The 26,821-nt window shown below is 70.7% G+C and carries 9 protein-coding genes; 3 read left to right on the top strand and 6 right to left on the bottom strand.

The annotated features are described in order from the left end of the window. The first annotated feature begins 63 nt into the window (after nucleotides 1–63). Nucleotides 64–621: a nucleoside phosphorylase gene (locus ACFY9N_RS03335; RefSeq protein WP_391476846.1), complete on the top strand. Its 558-nt coding sequence runs from the start codon at nucleotides 64–66 to the stop codon at nucleotides 619–621. A 12-nt stretch (nucleotides 622–633) separates the two neighbouring features. Here ACFY9N_RS03335 and ACFY9N_RS03330 read toward each other — a convergent pair whose 3' ends face one another. The 4 genes from ACFY9N_RS03330 to ACFY9N_RS03315 form a co-directional block, all read right to left on the bottom strand. Next, nucleotides 634–3,711, bottom strand: a complete 3,078-nt coding sequence (locus ACFY9N_RS03330) for an AAA family ATPase (RefSeq protein ID WP_391476845.1) — start codon at nucleotides 3,709–3,711, stop codon at nucleotides 634–636. Next, entirely contained in the window at nucleotides 3,712–4,881 is a 1,170-nt protein-coding gene (locus ACFY9N_RS03325; RefSeq protein ID WP_391476844.1) for an exonuclease SbcCD subunit D, read from the bottom strand. 268 nt (nucleotides 4,882–5,149) lie between these two features. After that, nucleotides 5,150–5,614, bottom strand: a complete 465-nt coding sequence (locus ACFY9N_RS03320) for a DIP1984 family protein (protein ID WP_391476843.1) — start codon at nucleotides 5,612–5,614, stop codon at nucleotides 5,150–5,152. Between the two features lie 52 nt (nucleotides 5,615–5,666). Beyond that, nucleotides 5,667–5,975, bottom strand: a complete 309-nt coding sequence (locus ACFY9N_RS03315) for a GNAT family N-acetyltransferase (RefSeq protein ID WP_391476842.1) — start codon at nucleotides 5,973–5,975, stop codon at nucleotides 5,667–5,669. A gap of 324 nt (nucleotides 5,976–6,299) precedes the next feature. On the opposite strand from ACFY9N_RS03315, the gene ACFY9N_RS03310 reads away from it, so the two are divergent. After that, the gene (locus ACFY9N_RS03310) at nucleotides 6,300–7,010 is read left to right on the top strand and encodes a winged helix-turn-helix domain-containing protein (protein WP_391476841.1); all 711 of its coding nucleotides are present in this window, start codon (nucleotides 6,300–6,302) and stop codon (nucleotides 7,008–7,010) included. Nucleotides 7,011–7,056: 46 nt separating this feature from the next. Beyond that, nucleotides 7,057–8,019: a DNA-3-methyladenine glycosylase family protein gene (locus ACFY9N_RS03305; protein ID WP_391476840.1), complete on the top strand. Its 963-nt coding sequence runs from the start codon at nucleotides 7,057–7,059 to the stop codon at nucleotides 8,017–8,019. Nucleotides 8,020–8,066: 47 nt separating this feature from the next. Here ACFY9N_RS03305 and ACFY9N_RS03300 read toward each other — a convergent pair whose 3' ends face one another. Together ACFY9N_RS03300 and ACFY9N_RS03295 are read right to left on the bottom strand one after the other, a co-directional pair. Next, nucleotides 8,067–8,609, bottom strand: a complete 543-nt coding sequence (locus ACFY9N_RS03300; protein WP_391476839.1) for a hypothetical protein — start codon at nucleotides 8,607–8,609, stop codon at nucleotides 8,067–8,069. Between the two features lie 38 nt (nucleotides 8,610–8,647). Beyond that, complete coding sequence (locus ACFY9N_RS03295; RefSeq protein WP_391476838.1) at nucleotides 8,648–26,788, bottom strand: beta strand repeat-containing protein; 18,141 nt, start codon at nucleotides 26,786–26,788, stop codon at nucleotides 8,648–8,650. Nucleotides 26,789–26,821: the final 33 nt, after the last annotated feature.

The raw sequence follows: 26,821 nt of genomic DNA, 5'->3' as shown, positions 1-26,821 counted from the left end.
GATGACGCATCGCGGATGCCGTGCGGCTTCGCGCCACGCGTCGGCACCTGAGAGGATGGCGAGGTGAAACTCCTCGTCGCCGCCATGGCCTCCGAACTCGAAGCCTTCCCCGATCACCTCGAAGGATTCGATCAGCTCGTCACCGGCGAGGGCAAGATGCAGGCGACGTATGCGCTCACACGCGCGCTCGACGCGAAGCCGTACGACGAGGTCGTCGTCGTGGGGACGGCGGGTGGGATCGATCCGAACCTCGACGCGAGCGTGCACGAGATCGGCAGCGCACTGCAGCACGACGTCTTCGACCTCGACGGCGTCGCGGGCCAGCACGTCTCCCTGCCCGCGCGCGTGTCGACGGGACGCGAGGGCGTGCTGATCGCGACCGGTGACAGCTTCGTCGGCGACGCCGGGATCACGGCGGTCATCCGGCCCTCCGGTGCCGGGCTCGTCGACATGGAGACATACGCGTACATCTGGGTAGCCGAGAAGTTCGGCGTGCCGATCCGGGCCTTCCGCGCGATCTCCGACCGTGCAGAAGAAGGTGCGCTGGTCGACTTCCGGGCGGCGATCGCCCGGTGCAGCGTCCAGCTGCGCGAGGTCATCCGGCAGGAGTACGGCGTCTGAGCGGATGCCGCGTCACCGCGTCTCGATGACGCTGGGTCCCTCGCTCGTCGCACGCACCCGGAGCTGCGCCGGGATCTGATCCTGCATCGCCTCGACGTGACTGATCACTCCGACGGTTCGTCCGCCCTGCCGTAGCTCGTCGAGGGTGCGCATGGCGATGTCGAGGGTGTCGCCGTCGAGAGACCCGAAGCCCTCGTCGATGAAAAGCGTGTCGAGGCGGATGCCGCCGGCCCGGGCGGTGACGACCTCCGCGAGTCCGAGGGCGAGAGCGAGCGAACTCAGGAACGTCTCGCCACCGGAGAGCGATTGTGCGGGACGCGTCTGCCCGGTGAACGCATCGAAGACGACGATGCCGAGGCCGGACGCTGCGCCGCGCGCGGCGAGGGCGTCGGAGTGCCGGAGCTGGTAGCGGCCGGTGGACATGTCGCTGAGGCGACGGTTCGCGGCTTCGACGATCTCTTCGAGCTCGGCGGCGAGCACGAAAGTCTCGAGCGTCATCTTGCGCGTGTTCGGCCCGCGACCCGCGATCGCATCGGCGAGGTTCTGCAGCACCGCATGTTCGGCCATGTCATCGGCACTGCGGTCGTGCTCGTCGGAGGCCGCGGCGATGAGCGAGGTGAGCCGTTCGAGCACCCCCGCTGCGGTTCCGGCGACCGAGACCGCGGTGATCCAACCGGCCCGCGCTTCGGCGGCAGACGTCTCGAACGGAGCGACCTCGATCGGTTCCTCGGGGAGCGCGCGCATCTCGAGCGGCAGAAGGATGCTCTTCTCCTTCTCGCGATTCACCGCGTACCGCGTGATCCTCTCGTCGAGCACGTCGCACTCGCGCGGCGAGCGCAGCGCCGCGTGGGCGTCATCGATCGTGTCGAAGGGAGAGTCGGCGAGGGCGTCGCGCCGAGCCATCTCGGCTTCGGCGAGCGCGAGGTCGCGCTGTTGACGATCGCGCAGTGCGGAGGCGAACGCCGTCGCTGCGGCGATGCCCGCGCTCGCGGCGGCGATCCGCGCGGCGACCGAGTCGAAGTCGCCGCGCGCCTCGACGATTCGCGCGTCTGCCTCTCGAGCGCTCTGCTCCTGGGCCGCGAGCGCCTCGCGCGCCGCTCCCGCCGCCGCGTCGGCGGCCGTTCGGTCGTCGTCGAGCGCCGCCGCTCGCGCGGAGATCTCGGCGATGACCGAGTCATGGACGGCGAGAGCCTTCTGCGCATCCGACGAGGACCGCCGCTCGATCTCGATCGATTCGAGTTCGGACAGCGCGTCTTCCGCGGTGCGGCCCTCAGCGGCGGCGTCCGCGCCGGCGATCCTCTCGCGCAGCGCAGCGTGAAGCTCGGAGGCGGCCCGCTCCCCTCGGGCGGCCACGTCACGCACGGTTTCGGCCGTCTCGACGTCGCCTGCCGACACCGGGTCAACGTGCGCGGCGGGTGCCGGGTGCTCGCGTGATCCGCACACGGGACAGGGCCCCTGCGCCGTCAGCGTCGATGCGAGTTCTCCCGCGAAGCCGTCCAGGCGCCGTCGTCGCAGCAGGGCGAGTGCCGTCTGAGCCGTCGCCAGTTCGTCGGTCGCCTCTGCGAGCGCACGCTCGGCCGAAGCGCTCTCCTCCTTCAGCGATTCGCGCAGGCGTACGGCCTCTGCACGGGCGACCGCCTGGTCGCGTCGTCGGGTGAGGTCGTCGAGACGGTCGGCGGAGCGCCTCGCGTCGTCGCGTGCGCGGGTCTCGCGGTCGAGCTCGCCGGGAAGATCTCTCTGCGCCTGAACCAGTTCGGCGACGCGCACCGCTGCGGCGCTGACGTCCGTGCGAGCGCGTTCGATGTCCACGGTCCGTGACGGGGACTGCTCCTCGAGGAGAGCTGCCTGCTCCCATGCCCCACGTTCGCGCAGTCTTTCGGCCACCCAATCGTTCAAGGCGTCGACGGTGGGCTCGTCGAGCGCGGTGCCCGTGGCATCCCACTCCCCCTCGGCGACCCGCACGGCTTCGGCCGCGGACTCGGCCGCACGGGAGGCCCGTTCGGCGGCATCGATCACCGCACGAAGGGACTCGGCGCTGCGCGCTGCCGTGAGCGTGATCCGGTCCTCGTCGATCTGCGGCTGCTCGGCGGCGAGCATCGCGAGCGCGGCACGCGAACGATCGCGCTCCCTCTGCGCCGTGCGCTCCTCACGAACCTCGGCAAGACGGGCGTCGGCCGCGGCGAGGGCACGTTCGGCATCGCCGCTCTCGGCACTGCGGCGCTCACTGCGATACGCGGCACGCGCTTCTGCCCGGCGGAGGGCATCGAGCCTCCCGCCCGTGTCGGCAGCGGGCACGTCACGCGCGGACGACGCCGAGTCGGGCTGCACTTCCGCGGCGGCGGATCCTTCGGAACCGGCAGAGCCGCCGGACAGCACCTCGACGTCCCCCGACTGCACGCGCTCGTCGGCCCCGAGGTCTTCACGGGAGACGAGCGTCTCCGCCTCGTCGAGACGCGCACCGATGGCCGCGAGGCGCGCATCGAGTGCGCGCTCCGATGCTCGACGCCGCTCGTCGAATCTCGTCTGCACGTCGTCGAAACGCTCGGTGCCGAACAGCCGTCGCAGGAGCGCCTGCCGATCCTTGCTGTTGGCGAGCAGGAACTCCGAGAAGCGGTTCTGCGCGAGGAGGATGACCTGCAGGAACTGCTCGCGACTCAGCTGAAGGATCTCGTCGAGCTCGTGGGCGACATCGACCGCGCGGGCCGCACGCCCGACCCACCCGGACTCCGTGTGCTCGTCGAGCGCCACGGACGGCGCCTGCTTGGTCAGACCACCGCCGCGTTTCGCCGGGCGCAGGTACTCGGGCGAGCGCGTGACCCGAAAGCGACCGGCCGGGGTGCTGAACTCGATCGCGACCTCGGAGATGTCGTCGGGCTCGCAGTAGTCGCTGCGCAGCCTCTTCTCGCCGCTCTCGTAGCGGGGCACACCACCGTAGAGCCCGAAGCACACCGCGTCGAGGATGCTCGACTTGCCCGCCCCCGTGCGACCGGCGATCAGGAAGATCCCGTCGTCGGCGAACGCGTCGAAGTCGACGACCTGACGCGAGCGGAACGGGCCGAATCCCTCGACCTCCAATCGGTGCAGACGCATCTAGACGAGCGCCTCTGCCCGCACGCGGTCGTCGAGCACCTCTCGGATCAGTTCGGTCTCACGCGCCGTGGGCCCGCGGCCATCGCGAACGTGCTCGAGGAAGGCGGTGATGCGCTCATCGTCGCTCACGGCCTCACGCAGGCGAGCCGTGTACGACCCGTCACCGCTCTCGACCGCCGTCGCCGGCAGGTGCTGCACCACCGCGCAGAACGGGAAGCGTTCGCGAAGCCGGCGCATCGGTTCGATCTGTGGGAGGGCATCGGTGTAGTTCGCGCACACCCAGTCCTCGGCGTGAGCGGCGACGTTGTCGTCGGAGAGGATCTCGTCGAGGCTTCCCGTCAGGGTGACGAGACGACGTGGCACCGGAAGGTCGAGCCATTCGACTGCGGCGAGGCCGCTCGCATCGAGATCGACGAGCCAGGAGCCCCGCGGCTTGCTCTGCTCGCCGAAGCTGTAGTGCAGCGGTGCCCCGGCGTAGCGCACGCGCTCGCTCAGCCGGTTGCGGCCGTGGATGTGCCCTAGAGCCACGTAATCGGGACCGTCGAACACCTCGAGCGGCACGACGTCGAGCCCACCCTGACGCACCTCTCGCTCGAGTCCCGTCGTCGCATCGACGCCGGCTGCGAAGCAGTGGGCGATCGCGACCGAACGCCCGTCGCGACCCGACATACCCGCGCGCACGAGATCCATCGCGTGCGCCATGGTCTGGGCCTGGGTGCGCAGGGGGCGGCCCTGGGCGTCGCCTTCGGGCCAATGCTGGCGCACGATCGCGGGCTCGAGGTACGGAATGCCGAAGAAGTCGACCGGACCGTCGGAGTCGTGGATGGTCACCGGGGTGCCGATCGAGAGCGGATCGGTGAGCACGTGGATCCCCTCGCGCAGCAGCCGCGCCTGGAAACCGAGTCGCGCGGCCGAGTCGTGGTTACCGCTCGTCACGATGACACTCGCCCCCGTCTCGTGCAGCGCGACCAGCGCATCACCGAGAAGGGTGTAGGCAGGGCCCGACGGCGTGGCCGAGTCGAAGACGTCTCCCGCCACGATCACGACGTCGACCGCATGCTCGCGCACCTGCTCCGTCAGCGCGCCGAGGACCTCGGCCAGCGCGTCCATGGTCGAGTTGCCATGGAAGGTGCGGCCGATGTGCCAGTCGGAGGTGTGCAGGATTCGCATAATCACACGGTACGAAGGGCCACCGACATTCCGTCCGAGGCGTGCCGTCGACAGCGAGGAGAGCGCCGTGGAGAGAAGCGGAAGGTCCCCTGACCCACCCTCGTCACGACGATCGGCACGCGGTGATGCGAGATGCGCGGTGCGCGATCACCTGTGCGGCGTGCGGGGCTGCGCGATGCGAGATCAGGGCTGCCCTCCGCCCACAGGAGCCGGGATCTGCCCCTCCCGGCGGGGGTTGTGCCCGCCTCGTCGTGACTACCGACTTCCGCTACTCCTCCAGATCGTTGGTCCAGTTCGCCTGCTGGATTCGGTTGTCGAGTTCGCGCAGCTCCTGCGCGACCCGATCCGCGTTCGCCCGCAACTCCGCCACGGGAAGCGCCGAGATCTGTCGCAGCTCCGAACGCATCTGCCGTGGGAACTGCATGTTGCCCGAGGCGGATGCCGCGGCATCCGCCAGCAGTGAATGCCGGAGCCGGAGCACGTCCCGCGTGGCGAGCGCATCGGTCATCGTGCCGTCCGCTCCCAGATCGAGGCGAGCGTTGGTGGCGTTGATCCGGCGGATGAGGTCGCGCAGCCGTGCGAGGTCCGACTCGGCATCGACGATCAGGGCGCTCGCGTCCTCGGACGGCTCCTCCCCCTCCTGGAAGCGGGCGTTCGCGGTGATCCGCGCGCGGAGCTGTTCGATCCGACGCTGCAGATCGGCGCGCGCAGTGAGTGCCTCGGCGAGTTTCATACGCCCCATCCTTCCAAATCGACGTCGTAACACAACGTCACGGACGAGGCCGTCACCGCGAGCGCAGGAGCGACGCCTTCTCGGGGTGCGCCGAGAACCAGTCGGCGACGTACCAGCACACGGGGTCGACCTTGCGGTCCCCGCGCTGCTCGATGTCGGCGACCGCGCCCTCGACGACCGTCCCGGCATAGCCGTGGCCCCGGAAAGTCGGGATCGTGAAGGCCCGGGTGAGGGCGACGGTGCTGCCGTCGTCTCGATAGTCGAGAACGCTCACGAGCTGTCCGTCGCGGGTCAGCGTGTAGCGCGAGGCGTCCTTCTCGTCGGTGAGGATGAAGCCGGAGGCGAGCGTCGAAGTGGTCACCGCATCCACGTTACGCCCGCCACGCGATCATCCGGTCGTTTTGACACGGGCCGACATGATCGGACATAATCCCCCCATGACCACCAACGCATGCCCTTTGTCCGCCCAGGAGGCGAACGGGACTGCCGGGATGATGATGCCCGGTCGCGTTGGCATGTGTTGCCGAATGTGCAGCTGAACGAACAGCCACCCGCCTGACCCGTCCCTCGCGATCTTCGAGGCAGGGTCCCCGAGCATCCACCCTTTGCTCGCTTCCCGGCTCGCCCCGGTCATTCATGCAACGCATCAGAGCCCATCGGCTCACGTCCTGAGGACTTCATCATCATGTCGAACATCGCACTTCTCGAGCGTCCCTCCACCGCCCCGCTGCGCACCGTCCCCGCACGCCCCGAGGCAGACGCACCCCTGAACACCGCCGCCGATCTTCCCGCGGCCCGCTCGCCGCGCGGCTTCGCCCTGTACGTCGGACTCGACGAGATCAAGGCGGCCGAGGCCGGCGTGAGCCTTCCCCTCCTCGTCGATGCCCTCCGCCGCACGCTGGCGGAGCTCGCCCCCGGCGCGGAGACGCACGCCACGGTGGCTCTCGCCCCGCACGGCTCCGGCGGCAAGGACCTCGACGTCGTCCGTCTCGCCCTGCACGAGCCCGGCGCCATCGCCCGCACCAAGGCCGCCGCCGAGGACGACGCGGTCGACGAAGAGGGCGGCGTGACCGTCGACATCTCGCGCAAGCGCGTGCTCATCGACGGCGAGTCCGCTGCGTTCACCTACAAGGAGTTCGAGCTGCTGCAGTACCTCGTTCTCCGCGAGGGCCGCACGATCGAGCGCTCGGAGCTGGTGTCGGCCCTGTGGCAGGCACAGGACGACGAGACGCCCGGTGAGCGCACGATCGACGTGCACGTGCGCCGTCTGCGCGCCAAGCTCGGCCGCTACGAGGACATCGTCCGCACCGTGCGCGGTATCGGCTACCGCTTTGACCGTCACGCCGACGTCGTCATCCGCTACGGACACGGCACGCCCTCGCCCGACCGCTTCTGACCCGCACGCCCACCGCTCTGTCGGACGCCCGACGTAGGGTGGGCGCATGACGATGACAGCGGATGCCGGTGCGGCCGATGCCGCGCGCACGACCGGTTCACCGCGCGAGACGGTCTACCGTCCGACGCATCCGCTCGACCTCCATCGCACCGTCGGGATGCTGCGGCGCGGCCGTACCGACCCGACGACGGTGATCGAGAACGGCGTCATCTGGCGTGCACTGCGCACACCGTCCGGCATCGCTACCCTCGCCCTGCGCGCGACGCGCTCGGAGGTTCTCGCGACCGCGTGGGGACCGGGTGCAGACGACGCGCTCTCCCGCGTGCCGCGCCTGTGCGGCGCTGACGACGACCCCACCGGATTCGATCCGTCCGGGCATCCGCTCGTCGCCGATGCCGCCCATCGCCACCAGGGCATCCGCCTGGCGCGCACCGACGAGGTGTTCGATGCGCTGGCCTGCGCGATCATCGAGCAGAAGGTGACCGGTATGCAGGCCTTCGGGGCCTGGCGGTATCTCGTCTCCCGGTTCGGCGAACGCGCGCCGGGACCGACGCCTCGCCCGATGTTCGCCGCTCCCCCGCACTCCGTCTGGCGCGGCATCCCTTCGTGGACGTGGCAGCGCGCCGGAGTCGAGCCGCCGCAGTCGAAGACGATCGTGCGCGCCGCTCAGCGCGGCGACAGCATCGAGCGCGCCGTGCGCGCAGCCGGTACCGGCGACGACCGCGAACGCGTCCTGACGAGCCTGCCCGGCATCGGGGCCTGGACCTCGGCAGAGACCCGTATCCGCGCGCTCGGCGACCCCGACGCGGTCAGCGTCGGCGACTACCATCTGGCGCACCAGGTCGGCTATGCGCTGACCGGCAGGCGGACGGACGACGACGGGATGCTCGCCCTGCTCGCCCCGTGGGCCGGGCACCGTCAGCGCGTGCTCCGCCTGATCCATGCGAGCGGCGTGCAGGAGCCGCGCCGCGGGCCACGGCTCGCCCCGCAGGATCACCGCTCGCACTGATCATGCCCGGTCGCACTCCGAGCGGCGACCGGGTCGTCGGGACGGGCTCAGCCTTCGCCGTCGCCCTCCGGAGCGGACTCCTCGCCGGACGCGCCGTAGCGCTCGACCCGCAGCACGCAAGACAGGTCCTCCTCATCGAGGGCGACCGTCGTCGACCATTCGGTCTCTGCGCCCGCGTCGATCGCCGGCACGTCGACCTGCGTCAGGGAACGGGTTTCGCCGCCCTCGTTGAGCAGCGACACGTAGATGCGGTACGAGGCGCTCGCGTCGCTCGAGTTGGTGACGGTTCCGTCGACGTTCCACTCGCCATCGCCGAGCTCGCACGTGTCGACGGTGGTGTCGGCGAGCGCGCCGACGAGGCCCTCTCCCGATCCGGGCGCATCGGTGATATCGGTGATCCCCGACTCCGGGGCCTGGGTCTCGGTCGGCGTGGGGGCGGGCTCCGCCTCCCCCGTGCACGCACTCAGCGCCGTGATGCCGATCATTACCGCGAGACCGGCACCCAGCATCCGTCGGGTCCCCGGACGCCGTCTCGGCGCCTCCGGGAGGGTTGCGGTCGAGGGGGCGGGATCCGTGATGACGCGGTTCATGCGGTGCCTTTCGAAGTGCGGACTGCCGGGGAAAAGTATCAGGAAGCGGAGTGGTCGCGACGACGGCGCGCGACGATCAGCAGCACGAGACCGCCGATCAGCAGCACGCCGGCTGCGCCCAGATAGATCGTCGGGTCGGCGCCGGTCGGCGGCAGCGGGTTCGGGATCGGAAGGATCCCGCCGAGCCGCTCGGGGAGTTCGACCTCCGCCGCCGCCGTATCGGCGACGACCTCGGAGGTCTCGACCTCGATGCTGGTGACCTGGGCCTGCGACGACACCACGGTGCCCTCCATCTCGGGGGTGATCGTCACCCGCGCGATCGCGGTGACCGTCTGCCCCGGGAGCAGTACTCCCGGCTCTCCCGGCCAGATGTACTCGATGTTCGAGAGTCCGGGATAGGGGTCGACGATCTTCACGCCGGTGAGCGTCGTGGTGCCGGTGTTCGTCGCGGTGTACGTGAAGACGAGGGTGTCTCCGGCGTAGCCCGATTGCCCATCGGCGATCGAGATCTTCATCCGCAGGTCGATCGTCGCGGTGCGCGGGACGGGTACGGTGTTCTCGTCCTCGGCCGAGACGACCGTCTCATCCGGCGCAGTTCCGACCACCGATGCGGTGTTGACGATGGATCCGCGATCGACATCGGGCTGGCCGATGACATAGCGGGCGGTGAACACCGCGGTCTGCCCGGCGGCGAGCGTGCCGGGCGTTCCCGGCCACACCGCCGTGAGCGGGCTCAGGCCGGCGAGCCGGTCGGTGACCGCGACTCCGGAGAGCGTGACGTTGCCGTCGTTCGTGACGCGGATCTCGTAGCGCACGCCCGCGCCCTGCTGGGCGACGGTCTCGAGGGTGCTCGTCTTCTCGATGCGGATGCTCGGGTCGGCGACGACCGTCACACCGCCGTCATCGGTGTCGCTGACGGCCGTTCCGCCACCGCGCCCGCTGACCGTCGCGGTCGACGTCACGCCGCTGCCGTCGACATCGGCCGGACGCAGCACATAGGTCGCGACGCCCGTGGCCGTCTCGCCCGGCGCCAGGACCCCCGGTTCGCCCGGCCACGTGATCGTGATCGCGGAGATGCCCGGCTGCCCGTCGACGAGGCCGACACCGGTGAGCGTCACGTTGCCGTCGTTGCGGAAGGTGTAGGAGTACTCGACGGTGTCACCGGGGCGACCGGCGGCGCCGTCGGCGAGCTGCTGCGACTTCTCGAGCACGATGCTCGGCGCCGCGGTGGTCGTCGGGACGATCGATTCCGCCGAGTCATCCGTGACGGACGTCCCCTGCGGCGTCTCGCCGGTCGCGCTCGCGATGTTGCGCACCGCGCCGGCGTCCACATCGGCCTGCGTGATCACATAGCCGGCCGACGCCGTCACCGACTCTCCCGGGCCCAGGCGTCCTTCCGCGCCCGGCCAGGCACCGTAGGTGATCGGTCCGAGTCCGGCAAGATCATCGGTCAGCGCCACTCCGGTGAGGGTCACGGCACCGGAGTTGGTGATGAGGAAGGCGTAGTCGATCCCGGTGCCCACCGAACCGTCGCCGAGGCGGGTTCCCTTCTTGGTGACCTCGAGCGAGGCGGCAGCCGCGACGAGCGGGACGACCGTCTCGACGGACTCGTCGCTCACGCCTCCCCCGCGCGGGCGCTCGCCGGTCCCGGTGGCGGTGTTGCGCACCTCTCCGGCATCGACATCGGTCTGCGTGACCGTGTGCACGGCGGTGATCGTGACGCTCTGCCCCGGAAGGAGGCGCCCGGGGTTCGCCGGGTCGGGCCAGGTGTATGCCAAGCCGGTGAGCCCGGGCACCGTGTTGTCGAGCGTGACGTCGTCGAGCGTGAGGTTGCCCGAGTTGCGGATCGTGAAGACGTACTCGACGGTGTCGCCGAGCACTCCGGTGTCGCCGTCCGCGAGCTTCGCCGTCTGCGTGGTCTCGATCGCCGAGGCTCCGGGCGACGGCGGGGCCGTGTCGATCTCGAACGGCTCGGAGGTACCCGAGACGACCGTGCCACGCGGCGAGGTGCCGAACGAGGTCGCGATGTTCGTGATCGACCCGGCGTCGACATCGGCCTGGGTCACCGTGTACCGGGCGACGCCGGTAGCGGTGGCGCCCGGCGCGAGGATGCCGGTGGCCGACGGGAACTCCATGTCCGGCGTCCCGACGCCCTCGAGCTCGTCGACCACGCGGATCAGACGGAGGGTCACGTTGCCCGTGTTGGTGACGTCGAACGTGTATTCGATCACGCTGCCCACACCGCCGTCTCCGGTCATGTAGGTGCCGCCCTTGACGGTGTGGATCGACGGCTGCTGCTCCTCGGTGGCGAGCGGCGGGATCGTGGACGACCCGGTGACGGACGCGCCCGCGGGGGTGGTGGCACGGACGGATGCCGTGTTCTCGACCTGTCCGCGGTCGACGTCGTCCTGGCTGATCGCATAGGCGGCCGTGCCGGTCGCGACGTCACCGGGGGCGAGCGTGTTCGCCGCTCCCGGCCAGTCGATCTCGATCGGACCGATGCCGGTGAGCTCGTCGGTGATCCGGATGTCGCTGAGCGTGACGGTACCGGTGTTCTCGAGGCGGAACCCGAAGGTCACGGCGTCGCCCAGACCGTTCTCGCCCGCGGCATCCAGCGTCGCCGTCTTCTGGAAGACGAGGCCGGAGGTCGGCGCGATCGCCAGGGTCGCGGGCTGCGTCGCCGTGGCGGGCGCACCGACCTGCGGGGTGCCCGTTCCGGTGACGATGCTCGAGACCGAGCCGGCGTCGACGTCGGCCTGGGTCAGGGTGTACTCCGCGGTCGCGGTGACCCGCTGCCCCGGGGCGAGCGCGAAGGGCGTGCCCGGCCACTCGTAGCGGGGCGAACCGATCGCGGTGACCGCATCGGTGAGTGCCACGGAGGAGAGCGTGACATTGCCTTCGTTGGTGAACGAGTAGCTCCAGATGACGGTGTCTCCCGCCTTGCCGGTCGACCCCGGGGCGAGCGCGCCGATGTCGGTGATCGTGACGCGGGGCGTTCCGGCCTCGGTCGCGACTATGCTCGGCAGCGACTCGGCGGTCGTCTCCTCGCCGCCGGGCGTCAGCCCGCGCACCGCGGCGACGTTACGCACCTCGCCGGCGTCGACGTCGGGCTGGGTGATCGTGTACTCGGCCGTCGCGGTGGCGCGGTCGCCGGGGGCGAGCACCCCGTCGGCGCCGGGCCAGTCGACAACCGGCGTGCTGACGCCCGGGAGGGCGTCGGTGAGCCGGACGCCCGAGAGCGTGACGTTGCCGGTGTTGACGATCTCGAAGTCGTACTCGATCGTGTCGTCCACACCGCCCGACCCGATCGGCGCACCGATCTTCGTCACCGACAGAGCCGGCGCCGGAAGCACGGTGTTGATGGTGACGGTGTTCGTGTCGACCTGCACGAGTTCACCCGTGGGGGTCTCACCGCCGACGGTTCCCGTGTTCACGATGGACCCGGCATCCACATCGGCCTGCGTGATGCGGTACTTGCCGCGACCCGTCACCGAATCACCCACGTTCAACTGACCCGAGGTCCCCGACCACGCGATCGAGACGTCGTACAGACCCTCCATCGGATCGATCAGACGCCCCTCGGTGATCGTCACGTTGCCCGTGTTGGTGGCGACGATCTCGTACTGGATGACGTCGCCGACCTCGCCGATTCCGTCGCCGACGAACTCGCCGGTCTTCACCGCGGTCAACGCCGCCGCCTGCGGGATCGCAACGGTCTCGCGGTCGTTCGCGGGAACGAGGGTGCCCCGCGCGGGGTCCGCGTCGGCGGTGACGGTGTTGACGACCGATCCGGCGTCGATGTCGGTCTGCGTGAGCGCGTAGGTCGCGGTGCCGATCACGGTCGCGCCGACGGGCAGTTCCCCGGCGGCACCGGGCCAGTCGATCACGATGTCGCTCAGCCCCACGAGCGGGTCGGTGAGCGTGACGCCGGTCAGGCTCTGGTTGCCCGTGTTGCGCACGGTGAAGGTGTAGTCGAGCTCTTCGCCGACGACACCCACGCCGCCGCCCGTGAGAGCGCCGACCTTGTCGACGGTCAGGGCGGGCGCCGCATCCGTCGTGTCGGTGGTCACCGTGTCGGAGCCCGACACGGCCCCGCCACGCGCGGTGCCGTTCGCGGTCGCAGTGTTCTCCACCGTGCCGGCGTCGACATCGGTCTGCACGATCGTGTAGCGGGCGGTCGCCGTGGCGACGTCTCCGGGGGCGAGCACGCCGGGGTCACCCGGCCACTCGATGACCGGCGTCGAGAGACCCGCCAGCGGGTCGTCGAGCACGATATCGGAGACCGTGACGTTGCCGGTGTTCTCGATCGTGAACGCGTAGACGATCTCCTCGCCCACGCCTCCCCCGGCGCCCGATGTGACGTCCTTGGTGACCGTCAGTTCGCCGCCCGCGGGAGCGACGGTCGTCTCGACCGACTCGGTGCTCGCGGTGATGATGTCGCCCACCGGCGGCTTGCCGCGCGCGGTGGCGATGTTCGTCACGGTGCCGCGATCGACGTCGGCCTGCGTGATCTCGTAGTCGGCGGTCGCGTCGACCGTCTCTCCGGGCGCGAGCACACCGGGCTCCCCCGGCCAGACGAACACCGGGTCGGTGATGCCGACGAGAGCATCCTGAAGGTCGACCAGGGTCAGCGTGACGTTGCCGTCGTTGGTGATGGTGAACGCGTAGTCGATGCGGTCGCCGACTGCTCCGGTGCCGGTCAGCTCGGCATCCTTCGTGGCAGAGAGCGCGGCGCGCGCCCCGATGGTCACGGATGCCGCGGCCTCACCGGTCACGTCGGCGCCGCGCGGCGGCACACCGGTGCCGTCGACGCTGCTCGCCACCGAACCGCGATCGACGTCGGCCTGGGTGAGCGTGTACCGCGCCGTCGCCGTCACGGTCTGACCGGGCAGCAGCTGCCCGGGGGCGTCCGGATCGGGCCAGACGTACTCGGCCGCGCTCGTGTCGGGGAGACGGTCGACGAGCGTGACGCCCGTGAGAGTGACGTTGCTCGTGTTGCGCAGCGCGTAGCTCCAGATGACCTCGTCACCGGCAATGCCGGACGCGTCGGGTTCGAGCGCCCCGGACTTCTCGACGACGATCGACGCCTGGATGCTCTGGGTCGGCACGGTGGCGATGCCGGGAGCGCTCGTGACGGTGCCGCCGCGCACGGCGCTGCCCTCGGCGGTCGCTGCGTTGACGACGGCTCCGGCATCGACGTCGGCCTGGGTGATCGCGTACTCGGCGGTGGCCGTCGCCTCCTGCCCCGGGGCCAGGGTGCCGTCCGCGCCCGGCCAGTCGATGACCGGTTCCGAGAGACCGGGCATCGGGTCGGTGAGGGTGATGCCGCCGATCGAGACGTTGCCGCTGTTGCGGATCACGAACTCGTAAGCAACGGGCGCGTCGACTCCGCCGTTGCCGGACACGAGGCCCGACTTCTCGACGGTCAGTCCGGGCACCGGCTGCACGGTCTGGATGCGCACGGTGTTGGTGAACGCCTCGACCTCGACGTCACCCGGGGTGAGGCCGCCGACCTGCGCGGTGTTCTCGATGAAACCGCGATCGACGTCGGCCTGGGTCAGACGGTACTTGGCCCGCCCGGTGACCGAGTCCCCCACCTCGAGCCGGCCCGGATCCTCGGGATCCGCCCACGCGATCGAGAGGTCGAAGAGGTTCGGCATCGGATCGATGAGTCGGCCGTCGGTGATGGTCACGTTGCCGTTGTTGGTGGCGACGACCTCGTACTGGACGACATCCCCGACCTGGCCGATGCCGCCGTCGAGGATCACGCCGGTCTTGACGGCGGAGAGCCCCGGCGTCTGCGGAACGGCGACGCGGACGTCGTCCGTGCGCTCGATCGCCGCGCCCCGGGCGGGGTTCGACGTCGATGTCGCGACGTTGTCGACGTAGCCGCGATCGATGTCGGCCTGCGTCAGAGCGTAGGTCGCCGTGGCCGTGGCGACCGCCTGCGGGGCGAGCACACCGTCGGCGCTGGGCCAGACGATCTCGATCTCGGAGAGACCGTCGAGTTCGTCGGTCAGCGTGATGTCCTCGAGGGTGACGTTGCCGGTGTTCTGCAGACGGAACGAGAACTCGATCAGGTCGCCCGTCTCGCCGGCGGAGCCGGCCGCGAGGCGCCCCTCCTTGGTGAGCAGCGCGTCGGGGGCCGCCGCCGGAAGGGTGACGACGTTCTCCTCGGACTCGTCGTCCACCGCGGGTCCGGTGGGCGGGGTGCCCGCCCCCGTCGCCACGTTGACGATCGTGCCGCGGTCGATGTCGGCCTGCGTGATGTCGTACTGTCCGGATGCGGTCAGCACCTGTCCCGGGGCGAGAACGCCCTCGGTCTGCGGCCAGGTGAGGTCCAGCGACGAGAGTCCCTCCAACGGGTCCTCGACGGTCACGTCGTCGAGGGTCACGTTGCCGGTGTTCTCGACCTCGATCGTGTACCAGACCGTCTGCCCGACGACCGGCTCGCCGTCGATGGCCGCCGACTTCGTGGTCGCGATCGCCGGTGCCGCGGCATCCGTCAACGTGCGCGTGGCCGCCGGTGCGGACGCGAGCGTCGCGCCGGTCGGGGTGGTCGCCGTCGCGGTCGCGGAATTCTCGACCGCGCCGGTATCGACGTCGGCCTGGGTGATCTCGTAGGTCGCGGATGCCGTCGCGACCTCCCCCGGAGCGAGCACGCGGTTCGCGCCGGGCCAGGTGATGACGGGCGCGCTGAGGCCCGCGAGCGGGTCGTCGAGCACGACGCCCGAGAGCGTCACGTTCCCGCGGTTCGCGATCGTGAACTCGTAGGTGATAACGTCGCCGACCACGGGGGCCTCGGGAGCCGATGCGGTCTTGCCGAGCGAGAGCGAGGGAGCGGGGTCGATCGCGAGCGTCGCGGGGCGGGTCGCCGTGACGCCTGCGCCCACCTGGGGCGTCCCCGTTCCGGTGACGATGCTCGTGACCGATCCCGCATCGACGTCGGCCTGCGTGAGTGTGTAGGTGGCGGTCGCCGTCACCGACTGCTGCGGGCCGAGCACACCCTCCGGGGTGGTCCAGACGTAGTTCGGCAGACCGACGTTCGCGAGGGCGTCGCTGAGCGCCACTCCACTGAGGGTGACATTGCCCGAGTTGGTGAGCACGTACGTCCAGGTGACGATGTCGCCCGCCTTGCCGGTGGCCTCGGGGGCGAGCTCTCCGACATCGGTCACGGTGAGCGCGGGCTCACCTGCGACGGTCGCGACGGAGCTGACGGGCGAGGTGGCGGAGACCGGGTCAGCGTCGCGCGGCGGGATGCCGGTCGCGGTCGCGGTGTTGTCGACCCGCCCGGCGTCGACCATCTCCTGGGTGATCAGGAGCGTTCCCTGCGCCGTCGCCACGTCACCGGGCTCGAGGCGGCCAGGCTGTGCGGCATCCGGCCAGGCGATGTCGGAGACCTCGACGTCGGGGCGCACGTCCTCGAGCGTCACACCCGTGAGGGTGACGTTGCCGGTGTTGGTGATCTCGAAGTCGTAATCGATCGTGTCGTTCACCCGGCCCGAGCCGGTCGTCTCCCCGGACTTCGTCACCGCCAGTCCCGGCGCCGGCAGCACCGTGTTGATCGTCACGGTGTTCGTGTCGACGCGCACGGGTGCCCCGGTCGGGGTCTCACCGCCGACCGTTCCGGTGTTCACGACCGAGCCGGCATCCACGTCCGCCTGCGTGATGCGGTACTTGCCGCGACCCGTCACCGAATCGCCGACGTTCAGCTGACCCGGCGTTCCCGACCACGCGATCGAGACGTCGTACAGCCCCTCCATCGGGTCGATCAGGCCGCCCTCGGTGATCGTCACGTTGCCGGTGTTGGTCGCGACGATCTCGTACTGGATGACGTCGCCGACACGACCGATGCCGTCGTCGACGAAAACTCCGGTCTTCACTGCCGACAGCGCTGCTCCCGGAACGATCGAGATCGTGTGGGTGTCGCTGCGCTCGGATGCCGGGGGCAGTGCTCCGCGGGCCGGGAGGCCGTTCGCGGTCACGGTGTTGACCACCGAACCGCTGTCGACATCGGCCTGCGTGAGCGTGTAGGTCGCGACACCCGTGGCGGTCTGGCCGGGGGCGAGCACCTGGGCGTCGGCCGGCCACGTCATCGCGATCTCGCTGAGACCGGAGAGCGGGTCGGCGAGGGTGATGTCGGAGATCGACACGTCGCCGCTGTTGGTCACCGAGAAGCGGTACTCGACCGTGTCTCCCGCACGGCCGGTCGAGCCGGCGACGAGCGAACCCGTCTTGTCGACCGTGAGCGCCGGGTCTGCGCCATCGGCGGACGCCTCGGCCTCGGCCTGCTCCGAGACACGGTCTCCGACGGGCGGCTGGCCGCTCGCGGTGGCCGTGTTCGTCAGGGTCCCGGCATCGAAGTCCGCCTGGGTGACGGTGTAGCGCGCGATCGCCTCGACCCGATCCCCCGGCTCGAGGACACCGGAGTCGCCGCGCGGCCATGCGCCGTACGAGATGGCGGAGAGCCCCTCGAGTTCATCCGCGATCGAGACGTCGGTGAGGGTGACGTTGCCCGCGTTCGCGATCGTGAACGCGTACTCCACCACGTCACCGGGGACCACGGCATCCTGCGCCGTCGTCTTCGAGAACGTGAGGGCGGCGTCGGCCGCGACCGTCTCGACGGTGATGGTGTCGGATGCCTCGATCGCCGCGCCGCTCGGCGGCCGGCCGGTCACCGTCGCACTGTTGACGATCTCGCCGCGGTCGACGTCGGGCTGGGTGACGGTGTACGTCGCCGTGCCGGTGACCGTGTCGTTCGGTGCCAGTGCGCCGGTGCGGCCGCCCGGCCAGCCCGTGAACACGATGTCGGAGAGTCCGGGGAGGGCGTCGCTCACCGCGATGCCGTCGATGGTCAGTGCCCCCGTGTTGGTGACGAGGAACGAGAAGGTGACGACGTCGTCGACCGCCAGTCCGTCCGTCACATCGGCGGTCTTGTCGATCGTGAGACGGGCGGGCGCGGCGATCCCGACCGTCGCCGGGGCCGAGGCGGTCACCGCGGCGCCGGACGGCGGCGTGCCGCGTCCGGTGACGACGCTGACGATGGATCCGGCGTCGACGTCGGCCTGGGTGAGCGTCGTGGTCGCGGTGGCGGTCACGCTCTCCGTCGGCCCGAGGCGGAACGGCGTACCGCCCTGCCAGTCGTAGACGGGCAGGCTGGTGCCCTGGAGGGCGTCGGCCAGTTCGACACCGGTGAGGGTGACGTTGCCCGTGTTGGTGAGGACGTAGGTCCACGTCACGACCGAACCGGCGACCGCTCCCTCGGGCAGCGATCCGCTGTTCTGCACGGTGATCGCGGGCGTCGAGCGCTCCGTCGCCACGGTGCTGACATCGCTGACGACGGTGACATCGACGGGGCCGTCGGGACCGGGCGCGGTGCCGGTGGCGCTCGCGGTGTTGTCGACTCCGCCGGCGTCGACATCGGCCTGCGTGATCGTGTAGGTCGCTGTCGCCGTCGCCGTGGCGCCCGGAGCGAGCTCACCTGCCACGTCCGGCCAGGTGATCTCGGAGAGGGTGACGTCGGCGCGATCGTCGGTCAGCTCGATGTCGGAGACGGTGACGTTGCCGACGTTCGTGAGGCTCACCGCGTAGGTGATCTGGTCGCCGGCGCCGGCTTCGTCGGGCACAGTGGGAGCGCCGGTCTTGACGAGCGCGAGCTGCGAGCGCTGCGCACCCGTCGCCACGGTGACGTCGTCGGTCGCCGAGACGATCTGCGCGCCCGGAGTCCGTCCGGTGACGGTCGCCGTGTTGAGGACGCTGCCCTCGTCGACGTCGTCCTGGGTGAGGACGTAGACGGCGGTCGCGGTGGCGGTGGCGCCGGGGACGAGCGTTCCCGCCGCGCCCGGCCAGGCGATGGTCGGAACGAGTCCGTCGATCGCATCCGTGAGTTCGACGCCCGTGAGCGTCACGTTCCCGGTGTTCGCGAACGTGAAGGCGAACTCGATCGTGTCACCGGCCTCGCCGGCCTGCCCCTCGGAGACCACGCCGGTCTTCGAGAGCGAGAGCGACGAGGACGGAGCCACCGGAACGGTGACGCCCGTGGTCTTCGACAGCGCGTCGCCGCGCGACGGGGTACCGACGGCCTCGACACTGTTCGTCACCGCGCCCGCGTCGACATCGGCCTGCGTGAGCGCGTAGGTCGCCGTCGCAGTGGCGGTCTGCCCGGGTGCGAGCGTGTTGGCCTCGGCCGGCCAGCTGAAGGCGAGCGGCGAGATGCCCGGAAGGGAGTCGATCAGATCGGCACCGGTGAGGGTGACGTTGCCGGAGTTGCGCAGCGAGAACGAGAAGTTCACGGTGTCACCCGCGCGTCCGGTCGAGCCCGGAGCGAGGGCCCCGCGCTTGATCACTTCGAGATCCGCCGCGCCAGGGGCCGTGGAGGTGGTGGTCGATGCCGAATTCGAGACGGTGGGCCCGGTGGGCGGTGCGCCCACCGCCGTGGCGGTGTTCGGGATCGTTCCCGCGTCGACGTCGGCCTGCGTGATGCGGTGCGTCGTGGTCGCCGAGATCGTCTGTCCGGGCTGCAGCGTGCCGCTCGCCCCTGGCCACTGCCCGTACGTGATCGGCGAGAGTCCGGGCGCAGGGTCGGAGAGCGCGACACCTGTCAGCGTGACGTTTCCGGTGTTCGACGCGGTCAGGGTGTACACGACCAGATCGCCGACCGCGCCCGTGCCCGAGACGGTCGCCGACTTGCCGGCGGTGATGGCCGGGGCGGCGGCCACGGTGTCGAGCACGACCGTCGGCGAGACCGCATTCACGGTCGCACCGGCCGGGGTGCGACCCGAGACGGTCGCGGTGTCGGTGACGCTGCCCGTGTTCACGTCGGACTGACGCACCTGGTAGGTCGCGGTCGCCGTGACCGACTGGTTCGGGTCGAGCGTGCCGGCCACGTTCGACGGCCACGGCGAGTACGTGATCGCCGAGAGACCGCTGTGCGGATCGGCGATCGTCACCCCGGTGAGCGTGACGTTGCCGGAGTTGCGCACGGTGTAGGTGTACGTGATCGTGTCGCCGCTGGCGCCGCTGCCCGAGGTGTAGACACCCGTCTTGTCGATCACGAGGCGCGGGGCCGCCGCGAGCGGAACGGTCGCCGACGAGGTGGCCGTCGCCGCCTGTCCGCGCGCGGGGGCGCCGGATGCCGAGACCGTGTTGGCCACCGAACCGGCGTTCACATCGGACTGCCGGACGACCGAGGTGGCCGTCGCGGTGACCGTGTCGCCGGGTGCCAGCGTGCCCGCCGTGCCGCCGGGCCAGGGACCGTAGTTCAGTGCGGAGATGCCGGGCAGCGAATCGGTCGCGGCAACGCCGGTCAGGGTGACGTTGCCGGAGTTGCGGATCGTCACGGTCCACGTGATGGTCTCCCCCGCGACGCCGGTCGCGCCCTCGGGCAGCGCGCCGGCCTTGCTCACCTGCAGTTGCGGGGTTCCCGTGACCGTGGGCGTCGTGGCTGCCGGGGAGGCCGCGGAGACCGCCGTACCGTTCGGCGCGGTGCCGTTCACCGTGGCGACGTTGACCAGGGTGCCGGCATCGACATCCGCCTGGGTGATCGTGTGCGAGGTCGTCGCCGAGACGATCTGACCCGGGGCCAGCACTCCCGAGGCACCCGGCCAGGAGTACACCAGCGGGGTGAGTCCGGGCAGGGTGTCGGTGATCGCGACCGAACGCAGGGTGACGTTTCCGGTGTTCGTCGCCGTGATCGTGTAGTTGACGACGTCACCGACCGAACCGTTGCCGGTGACGGTCGCCGACTTGGTGGCGGCGAGCGCCGGCCCGGCCTGCGCGGCGGGGAGCACGACCGTGGGAGACGTCGCGCCGACCGGCGCGCCGGCGGGCGGTGTCCCGGCGGTGGTCGCCGTGTTCACGATGCTTCCGGCATCCACATCCGCCTGGGTGACCGTGTAGGTCGCCACGCCCGTGACCTGCTGGCCCGGGGTGAGCCGGCCGGCGGTGCCGGGCCAGGTGAGCGCGATCGGGCTGAGCCCCGTGTGCGGGTCGGTGACGGTCACGCCCGTGAGGGTGACGTTGCCGGTGTTCTGCGCCGTGAAGCGGTAGGTGATGACGCTTCCGACGGCCCCAGAACCCGTGGTGTACGAGCCGGTCTTGGTCATCGTCATCGCGGGGCCGGATGTCAACGGCAGCGTGGCGGATGCCGTCTGCTCCACCGCGGTCCCGGCGGGCGACGTGCCGCGTGCGGTCGCCGTGTTCGCGACGGCGCCGGCGTCGACGTCGGCCTGGGTGAGCGCGCGCGTCGCGGTGGCCGTGACACTCTGCCCCGGCTGGAGCACGCCGTCGGCTCCAGGCCAGGCGGCGACGGTGATCGCCGACAGCCCGGGCAGCGGGTCGGTCAAGCCGACGCCGGTGAGGGTGACGTTTCCGGTGTTGCGCAGCGTGAACGTGTAGGTCACGACATCATCGGCTCGCCCGCTCGACCCGGCTGGCAGCGCGGCGCTCTTCGTCAGCGCGAGCTGAGGGGCCGCGGTGGCGGTGGCGGTGTCGCGAGTCGCGGCGCCGGAGACGGGCACTCCTCCGGGCGCGGTCGCCGTCGCCGTGGCCCGGTTGCGGATCGTGCCCGCGTTCACATCGGCCTGGGTGATCACGTAGGTGCCGCGCGCGGTCGCGACCTGGCCCGGCGCCAGAGTTCCCGCGGTACCCGGCCAGGTGATGGCGAGGCCCGAGAGGCCCGGCAGCTCATCGGCGATCGCGACGGAGGTCAGCGTCTGGTTACCCGTGTTCTCGACGCGGATGCCGTACTGAACGACGTCGCCCACGCGGCCGCCGTCGTTCACCGTGGAGGTCTTCGAGACGGACAACCCCGGCGCAGCGGCGAGGGTGGGGACGGTCGCCGTCGATGTCGCCGACACCACGGCACCCGCCGGGGGCCGCCCGGAGACGGATGCGGTGTTGCGCACCGATCCCGCGTCGACATCGGCCTGGCGCACGGTGTATGTCGCCGTTCCTGTCGCCGTCTGCCCCGGGGCGAGGGAGCCGACGGCACCGGGCCAGGTGAGGGCCGGCGTGCTCAGTCCGGGCAGGCTGTCGCTGAGAGACACGGCGCTGAGTGAGACGTTGCCGGCGTTGCGGATGGTGAACGAGAAGGTGACGACGCTGCCCGGTCCCCCGCTTCCAGTGGTGACCGCGCCGGTCTTGTTCACGCTGATGGCGGGGACCGCGGCGATCGGCACCGTCGCGGGCCCGGTCCCGGTGACCGCCGCTCCGCGCGGGGGCTGCCCCGTCGCGGTCGCGATGTTCGCGACCGATCCGGCATCCACGTCGCTCTGCCGGAGCGTGTAGGTCGCCGTTCCGGTCACGGCCGCTCCCGGCGCGAGGGTCCCGGCGGTTCCCGCCCAGCCGCTCAGCGAGATCGGCGTCGAGCCGATGAGCGGGTCGACGAGGGAGACCCCCGTGAGCGTCACGTTGCCGGGGTTGCGCACGGTGAACGCGTAGGTGATCGTGTCCCCCGCGACGCCCGTGCCGTTGAGCGTTCCCGTCTTCGCCACCGTGATCGCGGGTGCGCTCTGCGCGGTCGCGGTGACCACCGCGCCGGAGGTCGCCGTCACCGTGGCCCCACCGCCCGTGCCGCGGGCCGTCGAGGTGTTCGTCACCGAACCGGCATCCACATCCGCTTGCCGGACCGTGTACGTCGCCGTCGCGGTCACGCTCTGCCCCGGGGCGAGCACCCCGGAGACCCCGGGCCAGGAGTAGTTCAGACTCGACAGACCCGCGAGCGGGTCGGTGATCGCGACGCCTGTGAGCGTCACGTTGCCGGTGTTCGTCGCGCGGAAGGTGTAGGTCAGGGTGCTGCCGACGCCGCCTCCGGCACCGGTCGCGCTCTTCGTCGTGGTGAGGGCGGGGGCGGCCGCGACGGTCGCGACCGAGACCTCGGCCGACGACGCGGTGACCGCCGCTCCGGTCGGAGGCGTGCCCCGCACCGATGCGGTGTTCTTCGTGGATCCGGCGTCGACGTCGCTCTGGCGGATCGCGTACGTCGCGGTCGCCGTGACCGTCTGGTTCGGCTGCAGGGTACCGGCCGTGCCCGGCCAGGTGTAGGCGATGTCGGAGAGACCGGGATGCGGATCGCTGATCGCCACACCCGTGAGCGTCACGTTGCCGGTGTTCGTCGCGCGGAACGTATAGGTGACGGTGCTACCCACTCCCCCGGAACCCGAGGTGATCGCACCGCTCTTCACGAGCGCGAGGCTCGGAACCGACGCGAGCGACACCGTCGCCGGCGTGCTCGGACTCGTGATGGCCGCGCCCGTCGGCGGAGTGCCCGACCCCGTCGCGGTGTTGCTGACGGCTCCCGCGTTGACGTCGGTCTGCGAGATCGTCGAGGTCGCCGTCGCGGTCACGGTCTGGCCCGGAGCCAGGGTCCCGGCGGTGCCGCTGGGCCAGTTGCCGTACGAGGGGGCCGTGATGCCGGGGAGCGAATCGGCGACCGAGACACCGGTGAGGGTGACGTTGCCGGAGTTGCGCAGGGTGATCGTCCAGACGATCGTGTCGCCCGCCCTGCCGGTCGAGCCGCTCTGGAGTGCTCCGGCCTTGGTGGTGACGAGGCCCGGCGCGGCCGCGGCGGTCGCAGTGACGACGGGGGCGGACGCGCTCGAGACGGGCGTGGTCCCGAAGACGGCCGACGAACTCGCCGTGTTCCGCACCGACCCGGCATCCACATCGGCCTGCTTGATCGTGTAGGTCGCGACACCGGTGACCGTCTGACCGGGCGCCAGGCGGCCGCTCGTTCCAGGCCACGTGTAGGTGAACGCCGAGAGTCCGGGAAGCGGGTCGGTCAGCGAGACGCCGGTGAGCGTGACGTTGCCGGTGTTGGTCGTGCGCACCGTGTAGGTGATGACGTCGCCCACGCGCCCGGTTCCCGAGACGGATGCCGACTTCGTCGTCGTCGATGCGGGAGCAGCGGCGATCGTGTTGACGCGCGTGGTGGGCGAGGTGCCGGTCACGGTCGCGCCACCCGGGGTGCGCCCCGTGGCCGAAGCGGTGTTGGTCACGAATCCCGCGTCGACGTCGGCCTGCTTGATCGTGTAGGTCGCGACGCCGTTCACGGTCTGGCCCGGGGCCAGGGTACCGGCGGTTCCGGGCCACGTCGCCGAGATGGTCGAGAGCCCGGACAGCGGGTCGGCGAGCGCCACCTGCGTGAGCGTGACGTTGCCCGCGTTCGTCGCCGAGAACCGGTACGTGACCGTGCTGCCGACGCCGCCGTCGCCCGAGGTCACCGAGCCCGACTTGAGCACGGTGAGCGTGCCGCTCGGAGCGACCGGAACCGTCGCCGACTTCGTCTGGGTGAGCCGAGCACCGACGGGAGGCTTCGCCGCGGCGGTCGCCGAGTTCGCGACCGACCCTGCGTCGACGTCGCTCTGCTTGAGCGTGTACGAGGCGGTCGCGGTGACGGTCTGCCCCGGCGCCAGGGTGTTCGCGGCGCCCGGCCACGTGTAGGTCAACGCCGAGAGACCGCTGAGCGGATCACTGATCCCGACCTCGGTGAGGGTCACGTTGCCCGTGTTGGCGAGGCTGAACGAGTAGGTGACGGTGTCGCCGGCACGACCGGTGCTGCCCGGGGCGAGCGCTCCGGCCTTCGTGAGATTCACGGAGGGCGCGGCGGCGACCGTGGCGACGGTCGACTGGCTGCTGGGGACGGTGAGGGTGGCGCCCGCGGGCGTCGTCGCCGTGCCGACGGCGGTGTTCTTCACGGAGCCCGCGTCGACGTCGGCCTGGGTGACGGTGTACGTCGCCGTCGCCGTGACGGACTGGCCGGGAGCGAGTCGGCCGCTGGTCCCGGGCCACGTGTACGTGAGCGCCGAGAGACCGGGAAGCGGATCGGCGATCGAGACGCCGGTGAGAGTGGTGTTCCCCGCGTTGCGGGCGGTGAAGCTGTAGGTGATGACGCTGCCGACCCCGCCGGATCCCGAGGTGATGCTGCCCGACTTCGTCGTCGTGAGCGCGGGTGCGGAGGCGACCGTGTTGATCTGGACCTGGGGCGAGGATGCCGAGGTGGTGGTGCCGGAGGGGGTGCGTGCGGTGACGGTGGCCGTGTTGCGGACGAATCCCGCATCGACATCGGCCTGGGTGATGACGTAGGTGGCGGTGGCGGTGGCCGTCTGACCGACCGGAAGCGCGCCGGTGGTCGCGGTGGGCCAGGTGACGACCGGAGGCGACAGACCGGGCAGAGGGTCGACCAGTGACGCGTTCGCGAGAGTCACGTTGCCCGTGTTCGTGAACGTGAAGGTGTACGTGATGCGGTCTCCGACCCGGCCCGTCGAGCCGGACGGGAGGGCACCGGCCTTGGTCACGGACAGGCCCGGTGACGAGGCCAAGGGGGTGACGCGGTTGCTCGAACCGAGCGGCTTCACCCCGCCGTCGTTGTCGTCAGCGGAGACGGAAGCCGTGTTCGCGATCGACCCGGCATCCACGTCGCTCTGCTTGAGCGTGTAGGTGGCCGTCGCGGTGACGGATTGGCCGGCCGTGAGCGTGCCGACCGTGCCCGGCCAGGTGCCGAAGGTGATCGCCGAGAGTCCGACGAGCGGATCGGTGATGACGATGTTCGTCAGCGGCGCCTGCCCCGTGTTCGTCACGGTGAAGGTGTAGGTCACGACGTCGCCGGCGCGGCCGGATGCTCCCGGAGCGAGCGAGCTCGTCTTGGAGAGCCCGATGGCGCTCAGCAGCACGGTCGTACTGTCGCTGTCCTGCGCCAGATAGTTGCCGACGACCGTGTAGGCCGTGGCCTCGGCGGTCGAGACGTACCCGGTCGATGAGGGGGCCGTGGCCGTGCACGTGTAAGTGGTGGACTCGAGCGGAGCCAGCACGAGCGCGCCCAGATTGCGCGCGCAGTCGGCCTGGTCGTCGGTCACGACGATGTTGCGGAGCGTCCCGGCTCCGGTGTTGGTGATGCGCACGGTGAAGGTCGCGCGCTCCGAGGCCGTGCGCGACTGGGTGTCGGCAGTGCCGTCGAAGGTCTTGGTGAGCTGCAGGCCGGCCGTCGGCACCGAGAGCACGGCGTTGCGCAGCAGGTAGGAGTCGCCGCTCGTGCCGAGACGCAGATTCACGCGGGAGTCCCCGGCAACGACGTTGCCGAGGGATGCCGTCGCGACGTCGACACTCTGGTTGGTGAAGGCGGTTCCCGCCGTACCGGTATACCTCACGGAGTTCTCGGCCCGTCCGATACCGAAGTTGTTGCTCGCGCCGGCCGCGTTGGGGATGGCGGTGAACGTCGACGATCCCCCGCGCGAGTACGACGCCGTGTCCCCGGTGATGTTGCGGTCGCCCTCGAAGAGCGTGAATCCCGCACGAGTACCGGGGGCGACGGCGGTGAAGCCGTTGAAGGCGACGGTGAGGTCGGGGTCCGATGCGCCCTGACGCACGTGACCTTCGTAGTAGATGATGTTGTGCGGCACAGACGCGGCGTTGCCGGGGATGAAGGTGCCGTAGTCGTAGACGACGGTGACCGACCAGCCCGCGTAGCAGCCGGCGCCGGTCGGAGCCCAGATATTCCCCGCCGAGAGCGTGACATCGGACCCGGTGGAGACGTTGGCGAAGGCCGCGGTGACGTCGGCGCTCGCCGAGTAGTAGCGAGCCGTCGCCTGCGAGGTCGGATCGACGAGCACGTTCTGCGGCGAGACGTTCGCCGTCGCGCCGGAGCCCACCTTGAACTGGATCGCCCGGTTCAAGTACCCGGTGGCCGAGCCCGTGGGCATCGTGGCGACGCCGCGCGCAGCGGAGTAGGAGGCGCAGAGCATGCGGGTGTCGCCGGTGAAGGCGCCCGTGTTCGCGCTCCAGGTGAGGAAGGCCTTGACCACGGTCGCACCGGCGGGCACGTTGATCGTCGCGCTCGACGAGTTCGTCGTGAATCCGGCGACCGTGTTGCTGTTCGACATCACGAAGTTGTCGTTGACGTTCTCGGTGTTGCTGCTGGAGGCCGCGTGGAGATCGTTGCAGGTGCCGACGGTCGTGGTGGCGGCCGACGTGCAGGCGAGTACGCCGTTGCCGGACATCAGGAAGTCGCCGTTGACGTTGGCCTGGTAGTTCGGGGACTCGCCGGAGTTGGTGCCCCACTGCACGACGACGGCTTCGGCCGATGTCGGCGCCGCGAGCGTCAGACCGACGGTCGCGAGCGTCGCCGCTGTGAGCATCGCGACGAACGATTTCCATCGCGGGGCGCGACGAATAACACCCTCCATGTAGCAGAACCCTCCCCGGTTCGTACCGCCGCC

The sequence above is a fragment of the Microbacterium sp. NPDC008134 genome, assembly GCF_042957055.1.
Lineage (GTDB): Bacteria > Actinomycetota > Actinomycetes > Actinomycetales > Microbacteriaceae > Microbacterium.
The sequence above is the reverse complement of the archived record's forward strand: the minus strand, read 5'-3'. Positions and strand labels throughout refer to the sequence as shown.